Annotated in this window: 19 protein-coding genes; 5 read left to right on the top strand and 14 right to left on the bottom strand. The window is 69.4% G+C overall.

Translation table 11 applies throughout. The features are described from left to right. Positions 1–14: 14 nt before the first annotated feature. The 5 genes from DX914_RS08585 to DX914_RS08565 form a co-directional block, all read right to left on the bottom strand. Positions 15–197: a hypothetical protein gene (locus tag DX914_RS08585; protein WP_196778852.1), complete on the bottom strand. Its 183-nt coding sequence runs from the start codon at positions 195–197 to the stop codon at positions 15–17. Next, a complete protein-coding gene (locus DX914_RS08580; protein ID WP_115858569.1) occupies positions 194–385 on the bottom strand; it encodes a type II toxin-antitoxin system antitoxin in 192 nt (63 codons plus the stop codon). The genes DX914_RS08585 and DX914_RS08580 overlap by 4 nt, the downstream gene beginning before the upstream one ends. Then, positions 382–753 (bottom strand): hypothetical protein, encoded by a 372-nt coding sequence (locus tag DX914_RS08575; protein WP_115858568.1) that lies wholly within the window; start codon positions 751–753, stop codon positions 382–384. Before DX914_RS08575 ends, DX914_RS08580 begins: the two co-directional genes overlap by 4 nt. Positions 754–760: 7 nt before the next feature. Next, positions 761–1,624, bottom strand: coding sequence for an SPFH domain-containing protein (locus DX914_RS08570; RefSeq protein WP_115858567.1), 864 nt, complete (start codon positions 1,622–1,624; stop codon positions 761–763). Between the two features lie 157 nt (positions 1,625–1,781). Continuing rightward, on the bottom strand, positions 1,782–2,699 hold the full coding sequence (locus DX914_RS08565) for an SdiA-regulated/phytase-like domain-containing protein (RefSeq protein WP_115858566.1): 918 nt from the start codon (positions 2,697–2,699) through the stop codon (positions 1,782–1,784). 107 nt (positions 2,700–2,806) lie between these two features. Here DX914_RS08565 and purT point away from each other — a divergent pair, with 107 nt between their 5' ends. Further along, positions 2,807–4,006 (top strand): formate-dependent phosphoribosylglycinamide formyltransferase, encoded by a 1,200-nt coding sequence (purT, locus tag DX914_RS08560; RefSeq protein WP_115858565.1) that lies wholly within the window; start codon positions 2,807–2,809, stop codon positions 4,004–4,006. A 46-nt stretch (positions 4,007–4,052) separates the two neighbouring features. Further along, on the top strand, positions 4,053–4,415 hold the full coding sequence (locus DX914_RS08555) for a hypothetical protein (RefSeq protein WP_115858564.1): 363 nt from the start codon (positions 4,053–4,055) through the stop codon (positions 4,413–4,415). Between the two features lie 615 nt (positions 4,416–5,030). Here the strand turns inward: DX914_RS08555 and DX914_RS08550 are convergent. The 3 genes from DX914_RS08550 to DX914_RS08540 form a co-directional block, all read right to left on the bottom strand. Beyond that, positions 5,031–5,516 carry a hypothetical protein gene (locus tag DX914_RS08550; RefSeq protein ID WP_115858563.1) on the bottom strand — a complete coding sequence of 162 codons (486 nt, stop codon included), beginning with the start codon at positions 5,514–5,516 and terminating at the stop codon, positions 5,031–5,033. A gap of 32 nt (positions 5,517–5,548) precedes the next feature. After that, positions 5,549–5,854 (bottom strand): NIPSNAP family protein, encoded by a 306-nt coding sequence (locus tag DX914_RS08545; RefSeq protein ID WP_115858562.1) that lies wholly within the window; start codon positions 5,852–5,854, stop codon positions 5,549–5,551. A 64-nt stretch (positions 5,855–5,918) separates the two neighbouring features. Beyond that, entirely contained in the window at positions 5,919–6,917 is a 999-nt protein-coding gene (locus DX914_RS08540; RefSeq protein WP_115858561.1) for a TraB/GumN family protein, read from the bottom strand. A gap of 187 nt (positions 6,918–7,104) precedes the next feature. On the opposite strand from DX914_RS08540, the gene DX914_RS08535 reads away from it, so the two are divergent. From DX914_RS08535 to DX914_RS08525, 3 genes are read left to right on the top strand one after another with little or no spacing between them, the layout of a single operon-like run. Beyond that, complete coding sequence (locus tag DX914_RS08535) at positions 7,105–7,437, top strand: hypothetical protein (RefSeq protein ID WP_196778851.1); 333 nt, start codon at positions 7,105–7,107, stop codon at positions 7,435–7,437. Between the two features lie 10 nt (positions 7,438–7,447). Continuing rightward, positions 7,448–9,016 (top strand): PepSY-associated TM helix domain-containing protein, encoded by a 1,569-nt coding sequence (locus DX914_RS08530; RefSeq protein ID WP_115858560.1) that lies wholly within the window; start codon positions 7,448–7,450, stop codon positions 9,014–9,016. Between the two features lie 12 nt (positions 9,017–9,028). Beyond that, positions 9,029–9,358 (top strand): DUF3325 domain-containing protein, encoded by a 330-nt coding sequence (locus DX914_RS08525; RefSeq protein WP_115858559.1) that lies wholly within the window; start codon positions 9,029–9,031, stop codon positions 9,356–9,358. A gap of 95 nt (positions 9,359–9,453) precedes the next feature. Here DX914_RS08525 and dxs read toward each other — a convergent pair whose 3' ends face one another. From dxs to DX914_RS08490, 6 genes are all read right to left on the bottom strand, one after another. Then, the gene (gene dxs / locus DX914_RS08520; RefSeq protein ID WP_115858558.1) at positions 9,454–11,364 is read right to left on the bottom strand and encodes a 1-deoxy-D-xylulose-5-phosphate synthase; all 1,911 of its coding nucleotides are present in this window, start codon (positions 11,362–11,364) and stop codon (positions 9,454–9,456) included. A 133-nt stretch (positions 11,365–11,497) separates the two neighbouring features. After that, positions 11,498–12,679, bottom strand: coding sequence for a hypothetical protein (locus tag DX914_RS20365; RefSeq protein ID WP_196778850.1), 1,182 nt, complete (start codon positions 12,677–12,679; stop codon positions 11,498–11,500). 150 nt (positions 12,680–12,829) lie between these two features. Then, on the bottom strand, positions 12,830–13,342 hold the full coding sequence (locus tag DX914_RS08505; protein WP_231118234.1) for an HNH endonuclease: 513 nt from the start codon (positions 13,340–13,342) through the stop codon (positions 12,830–12,832). A gap of 288 nt (positions 13,343–13,630) precedes the next feature. Next, the gene (locus tag DX914_RS08500; RefSeq protein ID WP_115858556.1) at positions 13,631–15,421 is read right to left on the bottom strand and encodes an acyl-CoA dehydrogenase C-terminal domain-containing protein; all 1,791 of its coding nucleotides are present in this window, start codon (positions 15,419–15,421) and stop codon (positions 13,631–13,633) included. Positions 15,422–15,466: 45 nt separating this feature from the next. After that, positions 15,467–15,940, bottom strand: a complete 474-nt coding sequence (locus tag DX914_RS08495; RefSeq protein WP_115858555.1) for an LEA/WHy family protein — start codon at positions 15,938–15,940, stop codon at positions 15,467–15,469. A gap of 205 nt (positions 15,941–16,145) precedes the next feature. Continuing rightward, positions 16,146–16,796 carry a response regulator gene (locus tag DX914_RS08490; protein ID WP_115858554.1) on the bottom strand — a complete coding sequence of 217 codons (651 nt, stop codon included), beginning with the start codon at positions 16,794–16,796 and terminating at the stop codon, positions 16,146–16,148. Positions 16,797–16,809 lie beyond the last annotated feature (13 nt).

The following is a 16,809-nucleotide window of genomic DNA, read 5'->3' as shown; positions in this document are numbered from 1 at the left end:
TGGCGCGATCGCGCTCAGGCCGGTTGCTTGAAGAACAGACGGGTGGTCATGCCGGCGGAGTCGTAGTGCGCGGTCACCAGTTCCCAGCCCTGGGTGCCGCGCTTGCTCAGTTCCTCGGCGACGCGTTCCTTCGCCGACGGGCCGAACAACTGCGGGCCGATTTCGCTGACCAGGTACTTCCATTGCGTGTGGATCATGGCGTTTCGTCTTCCTGAGTGGACGGTGCGGAGGGTTGGTTGGGCAGGCGTCCGGCCTTGCGCAGGGCGTCGCGCAGCACGTATTCGATCTGCGCATTGAGCGAACGCAACTCGTCGTCGGCCCAGCGCTGCGCCGCCGTCAGCACGTCGGCACTGATGCGCAGCGGGTAGGCTTTCTTCTCGCTCACCGGCGGCCGGTCCGGTCGTCGGCGCGCGGGTCGCGGTACTCGCGCTTGATCTTGGCCGCGGCCATCAGCAGGATCACGGCCAGGCCGTTGACCGCGACCAGCAGCAGTGCCGCAACGACCAGGGTGCGGCTCTCATCGCCGTGCGCCCAGTAGAAGCCCGGCGCCGAGGCGAAGATGGCGATGGCCACCAGCGCCAGCAGGCGGGCGAAGCGCGCGGCCGCGGCGGCCGGATCGCGCAGGCGCGAGGCGTCCAGGCCGTTGATCAGGTGCAGGTGGCCGCGCCCGACCAGCACCGCGGCCACCAGCACCGGCAGGCCGCTGACCAGCATGATCGCGGGCAGCAACAGGGCGTTGAGCGAGCTGTCCATGCGCGCCTCAGTACAGGGTGCCGGCGTTGACGATGGGCTGGGTGCTGCGGTCGCCGCACAGCACCACCAGCAGGTTGCTGACCATCTGCGCCTTGCGTTCCTCGTCCAGATGCACCACGCCGTTCTTCTGCAGTTCGGCCAGGGCCATTTCGACCATGCCCACCGCGCCGGCGACGATGCGGGTGCGCGCGGCGATCACCGCGTTGGCCTGCTGGCGCTGGAGCATGGCGTGGGCGATTTCCGGTGCGTAGGCCAGGTGGCTGATGCGCGCGTCCAGCACCTGCACGCCGGCGTCGGCCAGGCGTTCGGCCAACTCGTCCTTGAGGTGCTGGGAAATCTCGGCGGCGTGGCTGCGCAGGGCCAACTGGCCTTCCTCGTGCTGGTCGTAGGGGTAGCTGGTGGCCATGGCGCGCAGCGCCGACTCGGACTGGATGTGGACGAAGCTCTCGTAGTCGTCCACGTTGTAGACGGCCTCGGCCGAGTCCACCACCTGCCAGACGATGACCGCGGCGATCTCGATCGGGCTGCCGTCGAGTTCGTTGACCTTGAGCTTGCCGCTTTCGAAGTTGCGCACGCGCTGGCTGACCTTCTTCTTGGCGTAGAAGGGGTTGTTCCAGCGCAGGCCGTTGTCCTTGACCGTGCCCACGTACTTGCCGAACAGGCTCAGCACGGCGGCCTGGTTGGGCTCGACCTTGTACAGGCCGATCAGGCCGAAGAAGAGCAGCGCGCCCAGGGCGATCGCGGCGGCGATCTGCAGATCGGCCTTGGCCTGGATGCCGCCGACGAACAGCCAGAAGGCGAAGGCGCCGGCCGCCAGCAGGAGCAGCAGGGTCGGGATGCCGGACAGGGAGCGGGTCGGGTTCTCTTTCATGGCGCGGTCTCGCGTCGTGGTGGTTGATGGTGGGTTCGAGATATTGATATCAAATTGATATCAATCTTCGCAAGCGCCGTCGGACGAACGGTCGCGGGCCTCCCAGGGCTGGGCGGCGGGGCGGATGGACGGGAGGGCCGCGCGGCGGCCCGGGCTTTCAGGGGGTGATGCGGTACAGCGGCGCCGGCACGAACTCGCCCGTGGCGTACAGGGCGCGGCCGTCGGCCGACCAGCCCAGGGCCTCGGCCTGGGGCAGCCAGGGCAGGGCGATGACCTTGGGCTTGCCGGCGACGGCGCTGCCCCAGCCCTGACCGGTCTGGCGCGGGTACAGCAGCAGGTAGCGGTAGGTCATCACCGCCAGGGTGCGGCCGTCGGGCGAGACGTCGGCGGCGGTGACCTGGCCTTGCAGGCGGGCGCCGCGCGGGTTTTGCTTGAGCTGCTCGGCGCTGGGTTCGGGCACCCCGGCCAGCTCGCCGGTGCGCTGCGCGGTCAACAGCTCGGTGCCGCGCGGGCGCAGCGGCAGGGTGAACAACTCCGGCGGCTGGCGCTTCTTCGAGATCAGCAGGATGCGGCCGTTGGCCGCGTCCACCGCCACCGCCTCGCAGTCGCGCGCGCCGTCGGGCCAGCGGAAGGCGATCGACCAGGCCGGGCGCAGGCGCGCGTTCTCCAGCTTGGTCGGCTCCTCGATCACGTGCAACTGCAGGCTGCGGCGCAGGCCGCCGTTGTCGCCGGTGTCGGCGATCAGCAGGTAGTCGCGGCCGTCCAGGCGGAAGGAGGCGATGTCCTCCCAGTCGGTCTTGGTCACGCCCTCGACGCGGTAGGTCGCGCGGCGCTCGCCGTCGGTGGCCACCGCGAACAGGCGCTCGGGGTTGCCGCCGTCGTCGATCATCCACAGCACGCCGCGGTGGCGGCGCGAGGCGGCCAGGCCGCTGATCTCGTCGAGCTGGCCGTCGACCAGCATGCCGTTGAGCGAACTGCCGCTCTCGCCGGGCTTCTGGCGCGCGCAACCGCCCGCCGCGACGAGCGCGGCGGCGAGGACGACGGCGCGCAGGGGGAGCGGCACGTAACGCGGCATGGCGCAAGCATCGCACGACCGGCGCGCGCGCCGACAGTCCGGACCCGATCCGGTGCGCGGAAAGTTAGACTAGCGTCAGCCTCCACTACGCATCGCCAGGAATCCGCATGACCACGCTCGGCACGCCCCTGTCCCCGCACGCCTGTCGCGTGTTGCTGCTCGGTTCGGGCGAATTGGGCAAAGAGGTGGCGATCGAACTGCAGCGCTACGGGGTGGAGGTGATCGCGGCCGACCGCTACGCCGACGCGCCGGCCATGCAGGTCGCGCACCGCAGCCATGTGCTGGACATGCTCGATGGCCAGGCCGTGCGCGCGCTGATCGCCGCCGAACGCCCGCACCTGATCGTGCCGGAGATCGAGGCCATCCACACCCAGACCCTGGTGGAGCTGGAGCGCGAATTCGCCGAGCGCGGCACCGATACGCGGGTGATTCCGACCGCGCGCGCCGCGCGCCTGACCATGGACCGCGAGGGCATCCGCCGCCTGGCCGCCGAAACCCTGCAGCTGCCGACCTCGCCCTACCGTTTCGTCGACACCGTGGAGGACTATCGCGCCGCCGTGGCCGAGATCGGCCTGCCCTGCGTGGTCAAGCCGGTGATGTCGTCCTCGGGCAAGGGCCAGAGCCTGGTGCGCGGCACCGACGACGTGGACCGCGCCTGGGACTACGCCCAGACCGGCGGCCGCGCCGGCGCCGGCCGGGTCATCGTCGAGGGCTTCATCGACTTCGATTACGAGATCACCCTGCTGACCGTGCGCCATGCCGGCGGCACCACCTTCTGCGCGCCCATCGGCCACCTGCAGCGCGACGGCGACTACCGCGAAAGCTGGCAGCCGCAGCCGATGTCGCCGCGCGCGCTGGAGCGCGCGCAGCAGATCGCGCATGCGATCACCGACGACCTGGGCGGCTGGGGCGTGTTCGGCGTGGAGTTGTTCGTGCGCGGCGACGAGGTCTGGTTCAGCGAGGTCTCGCCGCGGCCGCACGACACCGGCCTGGTCACCCTGATTTCGCAGGACCTGAGCGAGTTCGCGCTGCACGCGCGCGCGATCCTGGGCCTGCCGATTCCGGCGATCCGCGAATACGGCCCCTCGGCATCCTGCGCGGTGCTGGCGCAGGGCCACGGCGTGCCGGTGTTCTCCGGCGTCGACGCGGCGCTGACGCAGGCCGACACCCAACTGCGCTTGTTCGGCAAGCCGCGCGTGGAGGGCCACCGCCGGGTGGCGGTCACGCTGGCGCTGGGTGCCGATGTGGACGCGGCGCGCGAGCGCGCGCGCGAGGCGGCCGCGGCATTGACCATCGAGCTGCGCTGAGCGCGGCGTCCCGTTCCGTACCACGGTCCTGACAGGGGGATCCGCAATGGAAGAATCGCGAGGCTACGCCGTTTTCTTTTTTCCGCAGGCGCTGGAAGCGCTGGGAGAGGCGATCAAGCCCTATCTGCTGGACAGCCCCGGCGGCCCGCATGTGCTGTGCCGCGAAATCGACACCGCCGGCGCGCTGATCGAGATGACGCTGGAGATGCAGACCAGCGAGGGGCGGGCGGTATCGCTGGAGCTCATGGTGCCGACCAACATGGTGCGCATGATCGTCTCCGCGCGCAGCGACGAAGCCTTCGGCTTCGGGCCGCGCCCGGCGCATGTGGCGCATGCGACGCCGGTGGTGGTGGTGCCGCAGGCGGCGCCTGCGCCCGCGCCGGATAGCCCGAACAAGCCCGCCGAATAGTGCGCCGGCCTTTTGGGTAGGAGCGGCGTAAGCCGCGACCACGGCCCTACAGCTACGACGAACGCTGCGCCCACTCCTGTAGGAGCTGCGCAAGCTGCGACCGCGACCCGCAACGACGACGAACGCTTCGGTCTCTGCGGGATGTGCTTTCTGTAGGAGCGGCGTGAGCCGCGATCCGCTCCGAGCTCGCGAAGGTGTGTGGGTGTGTTGGTTGAAGCAACAGCAACAGCTTCCGTCCGCAAGCGGCCGGGTCACTTTCTTTTGATAAGCGTCAAAAGAAAGTAACCAAAGAAAAACGCTTCGCCAGAGCTCCCGTGCGAGAGCGGAGTTTGCGCGGGGATTTTTCGATGGCACATCCTGTGCCAGCGAAAAACGGCGCACCTCCTGTGCGCCGCCCTACGGGTCTTCTATTTGCATGGCGAGTTCGGCGCCCGAGCGAGGGTCAAGGGCATTCGCTTCGCTCACCCCCTTACCCTAGCCCTCTCCCGCAAGCGGGAGAGGGGATGCATTCGACGCAGCTTGCTGCTTTAGCCCCTCTCCCGTTCACGGGAGAGGGGTTGGGGTGAGGGCGCGCGAAGTTACACATCACGGCGCCAGTCCGCCCCTACGAAAACCTCAGCGCAAACTCGCCCAGGCCGCCCGCACGGCCATCGCCGCCAACCCCGCCAAACCCAGCCCCAAACACAGCAAGTGCAACTCATCCACCGAAATCCAGCGCAGCAGCGGATTGGCGGCGGACAGCGGCCAGGCCGGATGCATGTCGCTGTGCATGATCGCGTCCAGCAACACATGCGAGTAGGTGCCGATCAGCCCGCCGGCGAACGATGCCGGCCAAGTGAAGGGCGCATGCGGAAGGCGCAGCCAGCGCAAACAGGTTTCGCTGATCGGCCGGCCGATCGCCCCGGCCAGCAGGCCGATCAACAGGGCGCCCAACACGGTATGGGTGTAGCCGTGCAGCACCGGCCAGCCGCGCAGGATGCCGACCAAAGGCTCGATGTCCATCAGCACCTGGGCGCCGCCGAACACCATGAAACTGAAATGGCGGCCGCCGATGGCCTTGAACGCCAGGCCGGGGCCCAGGTGGATGGGCGTGAAGGGCACTCAGTCGCCCCCGGATCGCGGCCGCTCCGCCGTCACGCCAGCACCGGCCGGTAGAAGCTGCGCTCGTAGCTCAAGAAGCAGCGCGTTTCCTCGTAATAGCGCACCGCCGCCTGACAACCGGGATCGTCGGCGGCCTGCTGGCGGTAGATCTCATAGGCGGCCAGCGAAGGAAACGAAAACAACGCCAGCGCGATATTGCTCGGCCCCTCGCCGGGCAGGAAGTAGCCGTGGTGCGTGCCGCCCAGGCGCTCGACCAGCGGGATCCACATGCGGGCGTAGGTTTCGAACTCGCTCAGCTTGGCCGGGTCGAGCACGTAGCGCAGGTAGCAGGTGACCAAGGTCGATCTCCGGTGTCCGATGCGCGACCCTAGCATGCGCGCTCGTGCGCACGCCTGCAGCGGCTCAGGGTTCCTCCACCGTGTAGCCGCGCGCCTTGAGCTTGGCCAGGTAGCCGTCTTCGCGCAGCAGTTCGGCGATCGGCAGGGTGGCGAAGGTGACGCGGTTGCTGGCCAGCGCGGCGTCGGCCTTGCCCAGCCAATGTTCGGTGACGCGCGCGCGCATGTCGCCGAAGCCCAGGCGCTGGGCCACGGCGGAGGCGGTGACCGCGCGCACGCAGACTTCGTACTGGTCGCCCTGCGGCAGCGCGCGCAGGGCTTCGATGTCGCCCACGGCCCAGGCGTTGGCGCGTGCGCGCATGGTTTCCAGGTCGCCCTCGATGCGGGCCAGGGTCTTGGCGAAGCAGTCGGTGTCGGCCAGGGCGCTTTGGTTGAACTCCTTGATCGCGGCCTTGGGGTCCTGGATCTTGATCTCCAGGCGCGAGGGCGTGAGCTTGACCTCATGCTTCTTGGCGTTTTCCTTGACCACCGGCCAGACGATGCCGCTCAGCGACAGGCCGGAGCGGCGGATCGCGGCTTCATACAGTTCCTGCGCGGCGAACACCGGCCGCCATTTCTCCACGCCGCGGTCGCTGCCGATGTAGCGCGCCTTCAGCGGCAGCCAGCGCGCGTACAAGTCGGCCGGCACCACTTCGCGCAGCGTCTTGTCGTCGGGGTTCTTGCGTGCCTTCAGCGCCGAGGGGATCAGCAGCATGCTGCGGAACATGCCCAGGTCGCTGCTGACGTTGAGCGAGGGCGGCTCGATGATCTCCTGCGACTGCGCGATCACCGCTTCGACGTCGCGCGACAGCCAGGTCATGCCCTTGGGCACGGGGCTCAGCGTGCCGAGGATCCACAGCACATGGTCGCCGCGGCTGACCTTCCACATGCCCGGGCCGGGCAGCACGCCGGACACCACCACGGTGTCGACGTCGCGGATGACTTCGGCGGGAGCGGGCGCGGCGCTTTGCGCGTGGGCGGCGGGAGCGAGGCAGAACGCGAGGCAGGCGAGCAGGGCGAAGCGCATCCGTTGCGATCCGTGGGTGAGGGTGCGTGGAGCCTGCCAGATTCGTGTGCAGACTCGCAGTGCGAGGCGGGGTGGGGCCGCGCGCTCGTGCGGCATCCGTTCAGCCGCTCGCGATGTTTGCTAATGAGAACTATTATCAAATAGACTGCGATCTGCGCGCCGCCGCTGCGCCCGACCTGGCTCCCGCATGTCCGCCACTACCGCCGCCGCGCCTGCGCGCAAACGCAAATCCCTGCCGTGGCGTTACCGCGGCGCCGTCGCCGTGCGTGCGTTCGCCGCGGTGGTCGCCGGTTATTTGCTGGCCTACGCATCCACCGCGTTCCTGACCGTGGTGCTGCCGTTCTCGCGCAGCGACCGGGTGGTGGCGGCCAGCCTGCTGTGCTTTGCGGTGTGGTGCTACGCGGCGATGCACGCGTTCGCGGCCAAGAGCGCCTGGCGCGCGCTGTGGACCCTGCTGTTGGCCGCCGCGGCGCTGTACGCCGTGGCCTGGGCCTTCCCCGGCTACGCGGCCCGGCCGTGAGGACGCGCGCATGAAGAACACCTACTCGCAGGCCATGGCCTGGCTGCACACCTGGACCGGCCTGATCGTGGGCTGGCTGCTGTTCGTGATCTTCGTCGGCGGCACCATCGCCTGCTTCGACAAGGAGCTCACCCACTGGATGCAGCCGGCGCTGCACGGCCACGAGCGCGGTGCGGACGCGGTGAGCCTGGACGCGGCTGTAGCGCAATTGCAGAAGCTTTCCAAAGAACACCCGCACGCCTACTACCTCACCTTGCCGGGCGAGCGCAGCAAGACCCTGCAGGGCGGGGTGTACTACGACGCCGGCGACCCGGACCTGTTGGACCTGGATCCGTCCACCGGCGCCGCCGTGCCCGAGACCGCAGGCGGCGAATTCTTCTTCACCCTGCACTACAACCTGCACGCCGGAACCTGGGGCATGTACGTGGTCGGCCTGGCCGGCATGTTCATGCTGGTGGCGATCGTTACCGGCATCGTGATCCACAAGCGCATCTTCAAGGACTTTTTCACCTTCCGGCCCACGGCCGGCGGCCAGCGCGCCTGGCTGGACGGGCACAACCTCACCGGCGTGCTGGGCCTGCCGTTCTATCTGATGATCGCCTACACCGGCGTGGCGATCTTCGTCGCCAACTACATGCCGGCCGGATTGTTCGCCGCCTACGACGGCGACGTGGAGAAGTTCTTCGTCGAGGCCGCCGACAGCTATGAGCGGCCGGAGACCGGCAAGCCGCTGCAGCGCATCCACTCGCTCGACGCCTTGCTGGCCGATGCGCGCGCGCGCCTGGGCGAGCCGGTGACCTGGGCGAGCGTGCACCACCCCGACGACACCAGCGCGACCATTTCCTTCGGCGGCGACCACAGCCGCGATGTGGCCTGGAACTTCCGCCAGGTGTTCTACGACGCCGGCGACGGGCGCTTCCTGCACCAAAGCGGCGAGATGGCGGCGGGCTATACCGCGTACACCTTTCTCGGCGGCCTGCACATGGCGCAGTGGGGCGGCAGCGCATTGCGCTGGCTGTACTTCGTGATGGGCATCGCCGGTTGCGTGATGATCGCCAGCGGCCTGCAGGTATGGGTGAACAAGCGCGCCAAGAAGATCGCCGAGGCCGGCAGCCTGTCGGGCTATGGCCTGGTGCAGGCATTGAACCTGGGCGTGGTCGGCGGCATGCCGTTGGCCAGTGCGGCGATGGTGATCGGCAATCGGCTGATCGCGGCCGATGCGGCCGGTCGCAGCGGCGCGGAGATCGCGGTGTTCTGCGCGGTGTGGATCGCGGCCTCGCTGTACGCGGCGATTCCGGCCGTGCACCGGCGCGGCTGGGGCCGGTGGTTCGGCTTGAATGCCTTGGCGTTCGCGGCAATTCCGCTGGTGAACCTGGCGACGGCGCCGAACAGCCATCTGCTGGCCACGCTGGGCCGCGGCGATTGGGCGCTGGCGGCGGTGGATCTGACCGCGTTGGGGCTGGGCGCGGGTTTCGCGGCGCTGGCCTGGCGCAGCTACGCCAAGGCGCGGCAGCCGCAGGATGCGCGCGCGTCGCGGCGGCGCGAGCGCGCCGGCGGGCCGGCGCTGGCGGAACGCTGAGGAGGCGCGCGCATGTTGTGGCTGGGTTTGTGTCTGGGAATCGCCGCGTGGTGCCTGTTGAGCCTGGGGCTGGAGAAGCACCACCAGCAGGCGTTCGCGGGAGCGTTTCGGCCTAGGCGTGCACGCGCGATGCGCGCGGTGGGCTGGGGGTTGCTGGCGGCGGATTTCGCCCTGTTCGTGCAGGGCTGGGGTTGGGCGCAAGGCCCGGTCTTCTGGACGGCGGCGCTGATCGTGTCGGCCTTGGCCTGGTCGTTGGCGTTGACGCTGTGGCCCAGAGCCAGTCCGAAGTTGGCGTTCGCCGCGGCGCTGAGCGGGCTGGCTACGGCGGTATTGCTGGGCTGAGCAAGCAACAGCAACAGCAAATCCCCCGTCGTCCGCTGCTCGGCTTGCCTTCCCCCTTTGAAAAAGAGGGATTGAGGAGGATTTGCTTTTCGCCTTTAGAGCGCCGCGCTACGCGGCGCGGGCGCACCCAGCAACTGCGGCCAGCGCGCCAGCACGCTGGCGCGTATCGACGCCGCATCCAGGCCCGCTTCGGCCAGCAGCTGTTCGCGGCTGGCGTGGTGCTGGAATTCGTCGGGCAGGCCCAGGTGCAGGATCGGCAGCAGCACGCCTTCGGCGGCCAGCAGTTCGGCCACGCCGCTGCCGGCGCCGCCGGCGACCACGTTGTCTTCCAGGGTCACGAAGCCTTCGTGGCTCTTGGCCAGTTCCAGCACCAGCGCGCGGTCCAGCGGTTTGACGTAGCGCATGTTGACCAGGGTCAGGCCGAGTTCGGCGGCGACCTGTTCGGCCGCCGGTACGATCGCGCCGAAGGCGAGCAGGGCCACGCGCGAACCGTTGCGGCGCACTTCGGCCTTGCCGATGGGCAGCGTGTCCAGGTTCGGCTGCACCGCCGTGCCGGGGCCGGTGCCGCGCGGGTAGCGCACCGCGGCCGGGCCCTGGTAGCCAAAGCCGGTGGACAGCATCTTGCGGCACTCGTCCTCGTCGGCCGGCGCCATCACCACCATGTTCGGCACGCAGCGCAGGTAGGACAGGTCCAGGTTGCCGGCATGGGTCGCGCCGTCGGGGCCGACCACGCCGCCGCGGTCGATCGCGAACAGCACGTCCAGGTTCTGGATCGCCACGTCGTGCACGAGCTGGTCGTAACCGCGCTGCAGGAAGGTGGAATAGATCGCCACCACCGGCTTGGCGCCTTCGATGGCCATGCCCGCGGCCAGGGTCACCGCGTGCTGCTCGGCGATGGCCACGTCGAAATAGCGCTGCGGGTATTCCTTGCTGAAGCGCACCAGGCCCGAGCCTTCGCGCATGGCCGGGGTGATGCCCATCAGGCGCTCGTCGGCGGCGGCCATGTCGCACAGCCAGTCGCTGAAGATGTCGGTGTAGGTCGGCTTCTTGGCGCCGGGCTTGCTGACCAGGCCCTTCTCGGGATCGAACGGGCCCACCGCGTGGTAGCCGATCTGGTCGTCTTCGGCCAGTTCGTAGCCTTTGCCCTTGGTGGTGATGATGTGCAGCAGCTGCGGCCCCTTGAGGCCCTTGAGCGTCTTCATCGCGCCCAGCAGCGCGGGCAGGTCGTGGCCGTCGATGGGGCCGGTGTAGTGGAAGCCGACTTCCTCGAAGAAAGTCGAAGGCACGAACATGCCCTTCCAGTGTTCTTCCCAGCGGCGCACGAACTTGGCCGCAGGCTTGTTCTTGTCGCCGAGCAATTTCTTGCCGCCCTCGCGCAGCGCGTTGAGCGTGCGGCTGCCGGTCAGGCGGCCCAGCATCTTGGTCACGCCGCCGACGTTCTCGGAGATCGACATCTGGTTGTCGTTGAGGATCACCAGCAGATTCGGTTCGGGGTCGGTCATGCCGCCGGCATGGGCCAGCGCCTCGAAGGCCATGCCGGCGGTCATCGCGCCGTCGCCGATCACCGCCACCACCTTGCGCTCGTCGCCGCGGCGCTGCAGCGCCACCGCCATGCCCAGCGCGGCCGAAATGGAGGTGGAGCTGTGGCCGACGCCGAGCGTGTCGTACTCGGATTCGTCGCGCTTGGGGAACGGCGCCACGCCGTCCTTCTGCTTGACGGTGTGAATGCTGTCGCGGCGGCCGGTGAGGATTTTGTGCGGATAGCTCTGGTGGCCCACGTCCCAGACCAGGCGGTCCACCGGCGTTTCGTACAGCCAGTGCAGGGCCACGGTCAGTTCGATCACGCCGAGCCCGGCGCCGAAGTGGCCGCCGACCAGGGCGACCTGTTCGATCAGGTAGGCGCGCAGTTCCTCCGCGATGGCCGGCAGTTCCTCTTCCGGGAACTGGCGCAGGTCGGCGGGAACTTGGATGCGGGAAAGACGCGGGTAGCGCTGCGGATCGATCATTACCGACGGATTCTGGCGTTCAGTCGGTCATTGTCCCGCCCCTGTGTGAGGCGGGCAAGAAGCGCGGCGCTCCGGGTTCAGTCTGAGACGATTTGTCCAGGTGTGGAGCGGCCGCAAGGCCGTGTGCGGGCGCTCAACGCCCGCGCAGGCGCCCGAACAGGCCGCCGGCCTTGGCCGGTTCCACCGGATCGGGCTCGGACTCGGGCTCGGCGAAGCCGGTGGCCAAGTTGGCGTTGACGAAGTCGGCCACGTCCGTGGCCGGCACGCCGCTGGCTTCGGTGATCTCGGCCAGGGTCGCCGGGCCTTTCATCATCACCGTGGCGATGCGGAAGTGCTTGGGGTATTCGCGCTCGGTCTGCGGCCACTTCACCATCAGGTAGCGGCGCTGCGGGTCGTAGCCCGGCGCGAGCACGCCGCGGCCGGCGAGCAGGCTGCCGAACCAGACCAGGCGCGACAGCGGCATGGCCTCGCCCAGCGGCGCGACCGCGGCGGCCCAGGCGGCGCCGTCGACGGCTTCGAAATCGGCGGCGGTCTTGGCCTTGTCGAAGTACGCGGCCAGCGGCTTGAGCGCGGCCGGGCCGTGGTACTGGCGCTGCTCGGCGTCGATGAACAGGGGCTCGTCGCCGCGCAGGCGCACGCGGCCGCGCAGGCGCCCGGAGGTCAGCCAGACCAGCAGCGCGTCGCCGGCGCTGGCCGCGGCGGGAATCGGTGCCGGTGCCGGGGCGGGTGCAGGTGCCGGAGCGGGTGCGGGAGCCGGTGCGCGCGGCGCCGCTGCGGCGGGCGCAGGGGCGGGTGCCGGGGCCGGAGCGGGTGCCGGAGCGGGTGCCGGAGCAGGCGCGGGCGCAGGAGCGGGCTTCGGCGCGGCAGCCGGCACGTTGCCCATGGGGATCTCGACGGCGCTATCGAGCACCGGCGCCGGAGCGGGTGCAGGCGCCGGTGCGATCGCGGGAGCGGGCGCAGGCGCGGCGGCCATCGCCGGCGGCGCGGGCGCGGGTTCCAGCGGCTGTCCGGCCTGGCTCGCGATCTCGCGCAACAATTCGCCGATACCGTTGGCGTCGAAAGGCTGGGCCAGGCGGTAGTCGGCCTGGGTGCGTTGCGCCGAGGTCAGCGCGATCACGCTCTTGCCGGCGGCATGCAGGCGCAGCCAGCTCATCGGGCCGTACATGCTGTCCATGTCCACGACCACATAATCGGCCTGGCTTTCCGGCAGCAGCTGCCAGCGGCTTCCCAAGCGGGAGTTGGCATCCTTGAAGGCCGCCTGCAGTGCGGTCTCCGTCGCCGGGTCCATGCCGGTCAGACCGAGGGTCAAGGCCATCTTTTACGTCCGTCGTGCGTGCTCGTGGTGGACGAGTGTTGCGGACCGCCTGCGTGTCGTCAACGCGCGCAGAACGTCGCAAACCAGCGCAGTTCGGCAGGTGCGCCGGCGCACGGTCGCCAGACCGCGACCCACGTCACGGCTTGCCGTTCACGCCTGCAGACGGGTGTTCTTGGGCAGCTGGTTGCGCAGGAACGCCATCTGGTCGGCCAGGATGTTGCGGTTGGACAGGATCAGATGCTCGACCCAGCTGGGCCGGTACGGCACCGCCAGCAGCGGCATGCCGGCCTGCTGCGGGGTGCGGTTGCCCTTGCGCGAGTTGCAGTGGAAGCAGGCGGCGACCACGTTCTCCCAGATGTCGCGGCCGCCCTTGGACACCGGGATCACGTGGTCGCGGGTCAGGTGCGGTCGGGTGAAGTCGCGGCCGCAGTACAGGCACAGGTAGTCGTCGCGCGCGAACAGCGCGGCGTTGGTCAGCGCGGGAGTCGGGTCCAGGGCATGGCTGCGGGCATGGCCGCGCGCGGCCACGATCGGGTGCAGTTCGATCACGCTCTGCTCGCCGCTGAGCCGGCTGGTGCCGCCGTGCACGCGCAGGCAGGGATCGCCCAAGGTCCAGGCCACGGCGCCGCGCACGTACAGGCAGGTCGCTTCCTGCCAGTTCATCCAGTCCAGCACGCGCCCGTGCGCGTCGAGCGACAGCAGCCGCACGGCGTTGAAGCGGTCGGAAACGGAGCGGGGGCCGGCGAAGCGGTGTGCGGCATCCACAGGGACGACCGTAGGGTCCGGCTCACGCAGCAGTCGCTCTGCGTGGGTTCCGGTTCGGACCAGGCGTAAGTTCGCTCTATCGGTCTCCATCGGGACATCAGCTTATACCCGTTTGATGACGGTTTGGGTAGCTGAAGCGGGAAACCGCGGCGCGGCCGGGTCGCGGCCGCGCCGAATACAGCTGTTTCAGGCGTCGAACGCGTCGGCGTCCAGCGCGGTCAGGGTGGACAGCGGCGCGGCGATGGCCTGGGCGTGGGCCAGGGTGCGCGGCAGGATGCGCGCGTAGTAGAAGCGCGCGGTTTCGCGCTTGCCGTCCTTGAACGCCTGGGTCTGCGCCGAGGCCTCGGCGGCGGCGACGCTGCGCGCCCACCAATAGGCCAGGGCGACGTAGCCGGAGTACATCAGATAGTCGTAAGCGGCCGCGCCCACTTCGTCGGCGTCGGCGACCGCGCGCTGGCCGATCTTCATGGTCAGCTGCTGCCACTGCGCGGCTTGTTCGCGCAATGGGCCGATGAACTCGGCGACCGCGGCGTTGCCGGCGTTGGCGGCGCAGAAGGTCTCGATGTCCTCCAGCATCGCGCGCAGGCCGGCGCCCTGCTGCTGCATGACCTTGCGGCCGAGCAGGTCCAGCGCCTGGATGCCGGTGGTGCCTTCGTACAAGGTGGTGATGCGCGCGTCGCGCGCCAGCTGCTCCATGCCGTGCTCGGCGATGTAGCCGTGGCCGCCGTAGCACTGCAGCGCGTGGTAGGTGCATTCCACGCCCCATTCGGTCAGGCAGGCCTTGACGATGGGGGTCATGAAGCCGACCAGGGCGTCGGCGCGTTCGCGCTCGGCGGCGTCGCTGGCGTGGTGGGCTACATCGACCAGCAGCGCGCCGTGATAGCCCATGACCCGGCCGCCTTCGACCAGGGCCTTGCAGGTCAGCAGCATGCGGCGCACGTCGGGGTGGACGATGATCGGATCGGCCGGCTTGTCGGGGAACTTGGCGCCGGACAGCGCGCGCATCTGCAGGCGTTCGCGCGCGTAGTTCAGGCCGTTCTGCAGGGCGCGGTCGGACAGGCCCAGGCCTTGCAGACCCACCGCCAGGCGCGCGGTGTTCATCATGGTGAACATCGCCATCAGGCCCTTGTGCGGCTGGCCGATCAGATAACCCTGGGCGCCGTCGAAGTTCATCACGCAGGTGGCCGAGCCGTGGATGCCCATCTTGTGTTCCAGCGCGCCGCAGCGCACCGCGTTGGCACCGCCGAGCGTGCCGTCGCGGGCCACGCGCACCTTGGGCACCAGGAACAGCGAGATGCCCTTGCTGCCGGCCGGCGCGTCCGGCAGGCGCGCCAGCACCAGATGGACGATGTTGTCGGTGAAGTCGTGCTCGCCGGCGGTGATGAAGATCTTGGTGCCGGTGACGGCGTAGCTGCCGTCGTCCTGCGGTTCGGCGCGGGTCTTGAGCAGGCCCAGGTCGGTGCCGCAGTGCGGTTCGGTCAGGCACATGGTGCCGGTCCAGCGGCCTTCGACCAGCGGCTTGAGGAACACTTCCTGCTGCCAGGCCTCGCCGTGGTGCAGCAGCGCCTCGGTGGCGCCGTGCGAGAGCAGCGGGAAGTTGCCCCAGGCCAGGTTGGCCGCGTCGATCATTTCCTTCAGCGGCACGCCGGCCGCGTGCGGCAGGCCCTGGCCGCCGAACTCGGTCGGCGAGACCAGGCCGGCCCAGCCGCCTTCGACGTACTGCGCGTAGGCCTGCTTGAAGCCCGGCGGCGTGGTCACCGCGCCGCTGGCCTTGTCGTAGCTGCAGCCGATTTCGTCGCCGACGCGGTTGAGCGGTGCGAGCACGGTTTCGGTGAAGCGCGCGCCTTCCTCGAGCACGGCGTCGAGCACGTCGCGGCTGGCGTCGGCGAAGCCCATGCGCTGGAACTGGGTTTCGGCGTCGAGCACGTCGAACAGGGCGAAGCGCATGTCGGCGAGTGGGGCTTTGTAAGTGCTCATGGCGATCCGGATTCGGCTAGAGAAAGAGGGGGAGCGGTGCGCGGCTCAGCGCAGCACGCCGGGCAGGCCCGGCGCGGGGCTCAGCGCGCTGCTGCGCTGCACGTCGAAGTCGCGCTGCTTCTTTTCGTCGGGGGTGGCGGTCAGACTGCCCTTGAGCGTGTAGGACACGCTGCGGCGCGCCGACAGCGCGTCGGCGATGGCCAGCTTGGCCGGGCCGTTGGGTTGCAGGGTCACCACGACCACGTCGGCCGATTCCGGGCCGATCGACAGCGCCGGCGTGCCCTGCAGGCGGCCGGCGGCGTCCTCGCCCAGGCTCAGGGCCAGGTCGAAGCGGTCGAAGCGCATGGGGATGCTGCTGAAGTTCTCGATCCGCAGTTCCGCCGACCAGCTGCCGTCGGCGCGCACGGTGAGCTGCTGGATCCGTGCGGCCGGCTCGGACACGCGCTTGACCGGCCCGCCGGTACAGGCGGCCAGGATCAGCGCGCACAGCGCCAGGGCCAATCCACGAGTCCAACGCATTGCCTTCATGCCGCCGCTCCGCCGTGATGGGAAGCGGGAGGATACTACGGCGTAGGGTGGGGGCGGAGTGGGGTTGGGGCGCTAAAAGCAAATCCCCCCTGCCCCCCCTTTTCAAAGGGGGAACAGCAGCAACGTCATCGCCCTTCGGTTTTGATTCCCGCCTTTGAAAAAGGGGGCTAGGGGGATTTGCTCTTGCTCCCGCCCCTCAGTCCACCAACCCCTTGCGCAGCGCATACCGCACCAGCTCCGCGGTATTGCGCACGTCCAGCTTGGCCAGCACCCGCGCGCGGTGGTTCTCGGCGGTCTTGACGCTGATCGACAGCTCGCGCGCGATTTCCTTGGTGGTGTGGCCTTCGGCGATCAGGTGGAAGACCTCGCGTTCGCGCGCGGTCAGGCGGCCGTAGGGATCGCCCAGGTCGCGCTCGGGATGTTGCAGCTGTTCGGCCAGCGCGCGCGCGGCCTGCGGGCCGAAATAGCCGTGGCCGGCGTGCACGCCGCGCACCGCGGCCAGCAGTTCGGAGGCGGCGCTGTCCTTGACCATGTAGCCTGAGGCGCCCACGCGCACGGCTTGCAGCACGTACTCGTTTTCCTGGTGCATGGTCAGCACCAGCACGCGGGTGTCGGGCAGGGCCTCGCACAGCCGGCGGACCACCTCGATGCCGTTCAAGCGCGGCATGGAGATGTCGGTGATGACCACGTCCGGGCGGGTGGCCACGGCTTTTTCCAGGGTCTCCAGGCCGTCGGCGGCCTGCGCCACCACCTGGACGTCGCCATCGGCCTGGAGCAGGCCGACCAGGCTCTCGCGAACCATGGTGTGGTCGTCGGCGATCAGTACGCGCACGGTCTTGGTCCCCATGGCTTTACGCTGC

It is taken from the genome of Lysobacter silvisoli (assembly GCF_003382365.1).
Classification (GTDB): Bacteria; Pseudomonadota; Gammaproteobacteria; order Xanthomonadales; family Xanthomonadaceae; genus Lysobacter; species Lysobacter silvisoli.
Note: the sequence above shows the minus strand (reverse complement) of the source record. Positions and strands in the feature narration are given on the sequence as shown.

What these genes read in the sequence shown, in the direction of transcription:
- DX914_RS08585 (WP_196778852.1), bottom strand. Translation starts at nt 197, where the DNA reads ATGATCCACACGCAATGGAAGTACCTGGTCAGCGAAATCGGCCCGCAG.
- DX914_RS08575 (WP_115858568.1), bottom strand. Translation starts at nt 753, where the DNA reads ATGGACAGCTCGCTCAACGCCCTGTTGCTGCCCGCGATCATGCTGGTC.
- DX914_RS08570 (WP_115858567.1), bottom strand. Translation starts at nt 1,624, where the DNA reads ATGAAAGAGAACCCGACCCGCTCCCTGTCCGGCATCCCGACCCTGCTG.
- DX914_RS08565 (WP_115858566.1), bottom strand. Translation starts at nt 2,699, where the DNA reads ATGCCGCGTTACGTGCCGCTCCCCCTGCGCGCCGTCGTCCTCGCCGCC.
- purT (WP_115858565.1), top strand. Translation starts at nt 2,807, where the DNA reads ATGACCACGCTCGGCACGCCCCTGTCCCCGCACGCCTGTCGCGTGTTG.
- DX914_RS08555 (WP_115858564.1), top strand. Translation starts at nt 4,053, where the DNA reads ATGGAAGAATCGCGAGGCTACGCCGTTTTCTTTTTTCCGCAGGCGCTG.
- DX914_RS08540 (WP_115858561.1), bottom strand. Translation starts at nt 6,917, where the DNA reads ATGCGCTTCGCCCTGCTCGCCTGCCTCGCGTTCTGCCTCGCTCCCGCC.
- DX914_RS08535 (WP_196778851.1), top strand. Translation starts at nt 7,105, where the DNA reads ATGTCCGCCACTACCGCCGCCGCGCCTGCGCGCAAACGCAAATCCCTG.
- DX914_RS08530 (WP_115858560.1), top strand. Translation starts at nt 7,448, where the DNA reads ATGAAGAACACCTACTCGCAGGCCATGGCCTGGCTGCACACCTGGACC.
- DX914_RS08525 (WP_115858559.1), top strand. Translation starts at nt 9,029, where the DNA reads ATGTTGTGGCTGGGTTTGTGTCTGGGAATCGCCGCGTGGTGCCTGTTG.
- dxs (WP_115858558.1), bottom strand. Translation starts at nt 11,364, where the DNA reads ATGATCGATCCGCAGCGCTACCCGCGTCTTTCCCGCATCCAAGTTCCC.
- DX914_RS20365 (WP_196778850.1), bottom strand. Translation starts at nt 12,679, where the DNA reads ATGGCCTTGACCCTCGGTCTGACCGGCATGGACCCGGCGACGGAGACC.
- DX914_RS08505 (WP_231118234.1), bottom strand. Translation starts at nt 13,342, where the DNA reads ATGAACTGGCAGGAAGCGACCTGCCTGTACGTGCGCGGCGCCGTGGCC.
- DX914_RS08500 (WP_115858556.1), bottom strand. Translation starts at nt 15,421, where the DNA reads ATGAGCACTTACAAAGCCCCACTCGCCGACATGCGCTTCGCCCTGTTC.
- DX914_RS08495 (WP_115858555.1), bottom strand. Translation starts at nt 15,940, where the DNA reads ATGCGTTGGACTCGTGGATTGGCCCTGGCGCTGTGCGCGCTGATCCTG.
- DX914_RS08490 (WP_115858554.1), bottom strand. Translation starts at nt 16,796, where the DNA reads ATGGGGACCAAGACCGTGCGCGTACTGATCGCCGACGACCACACCATG.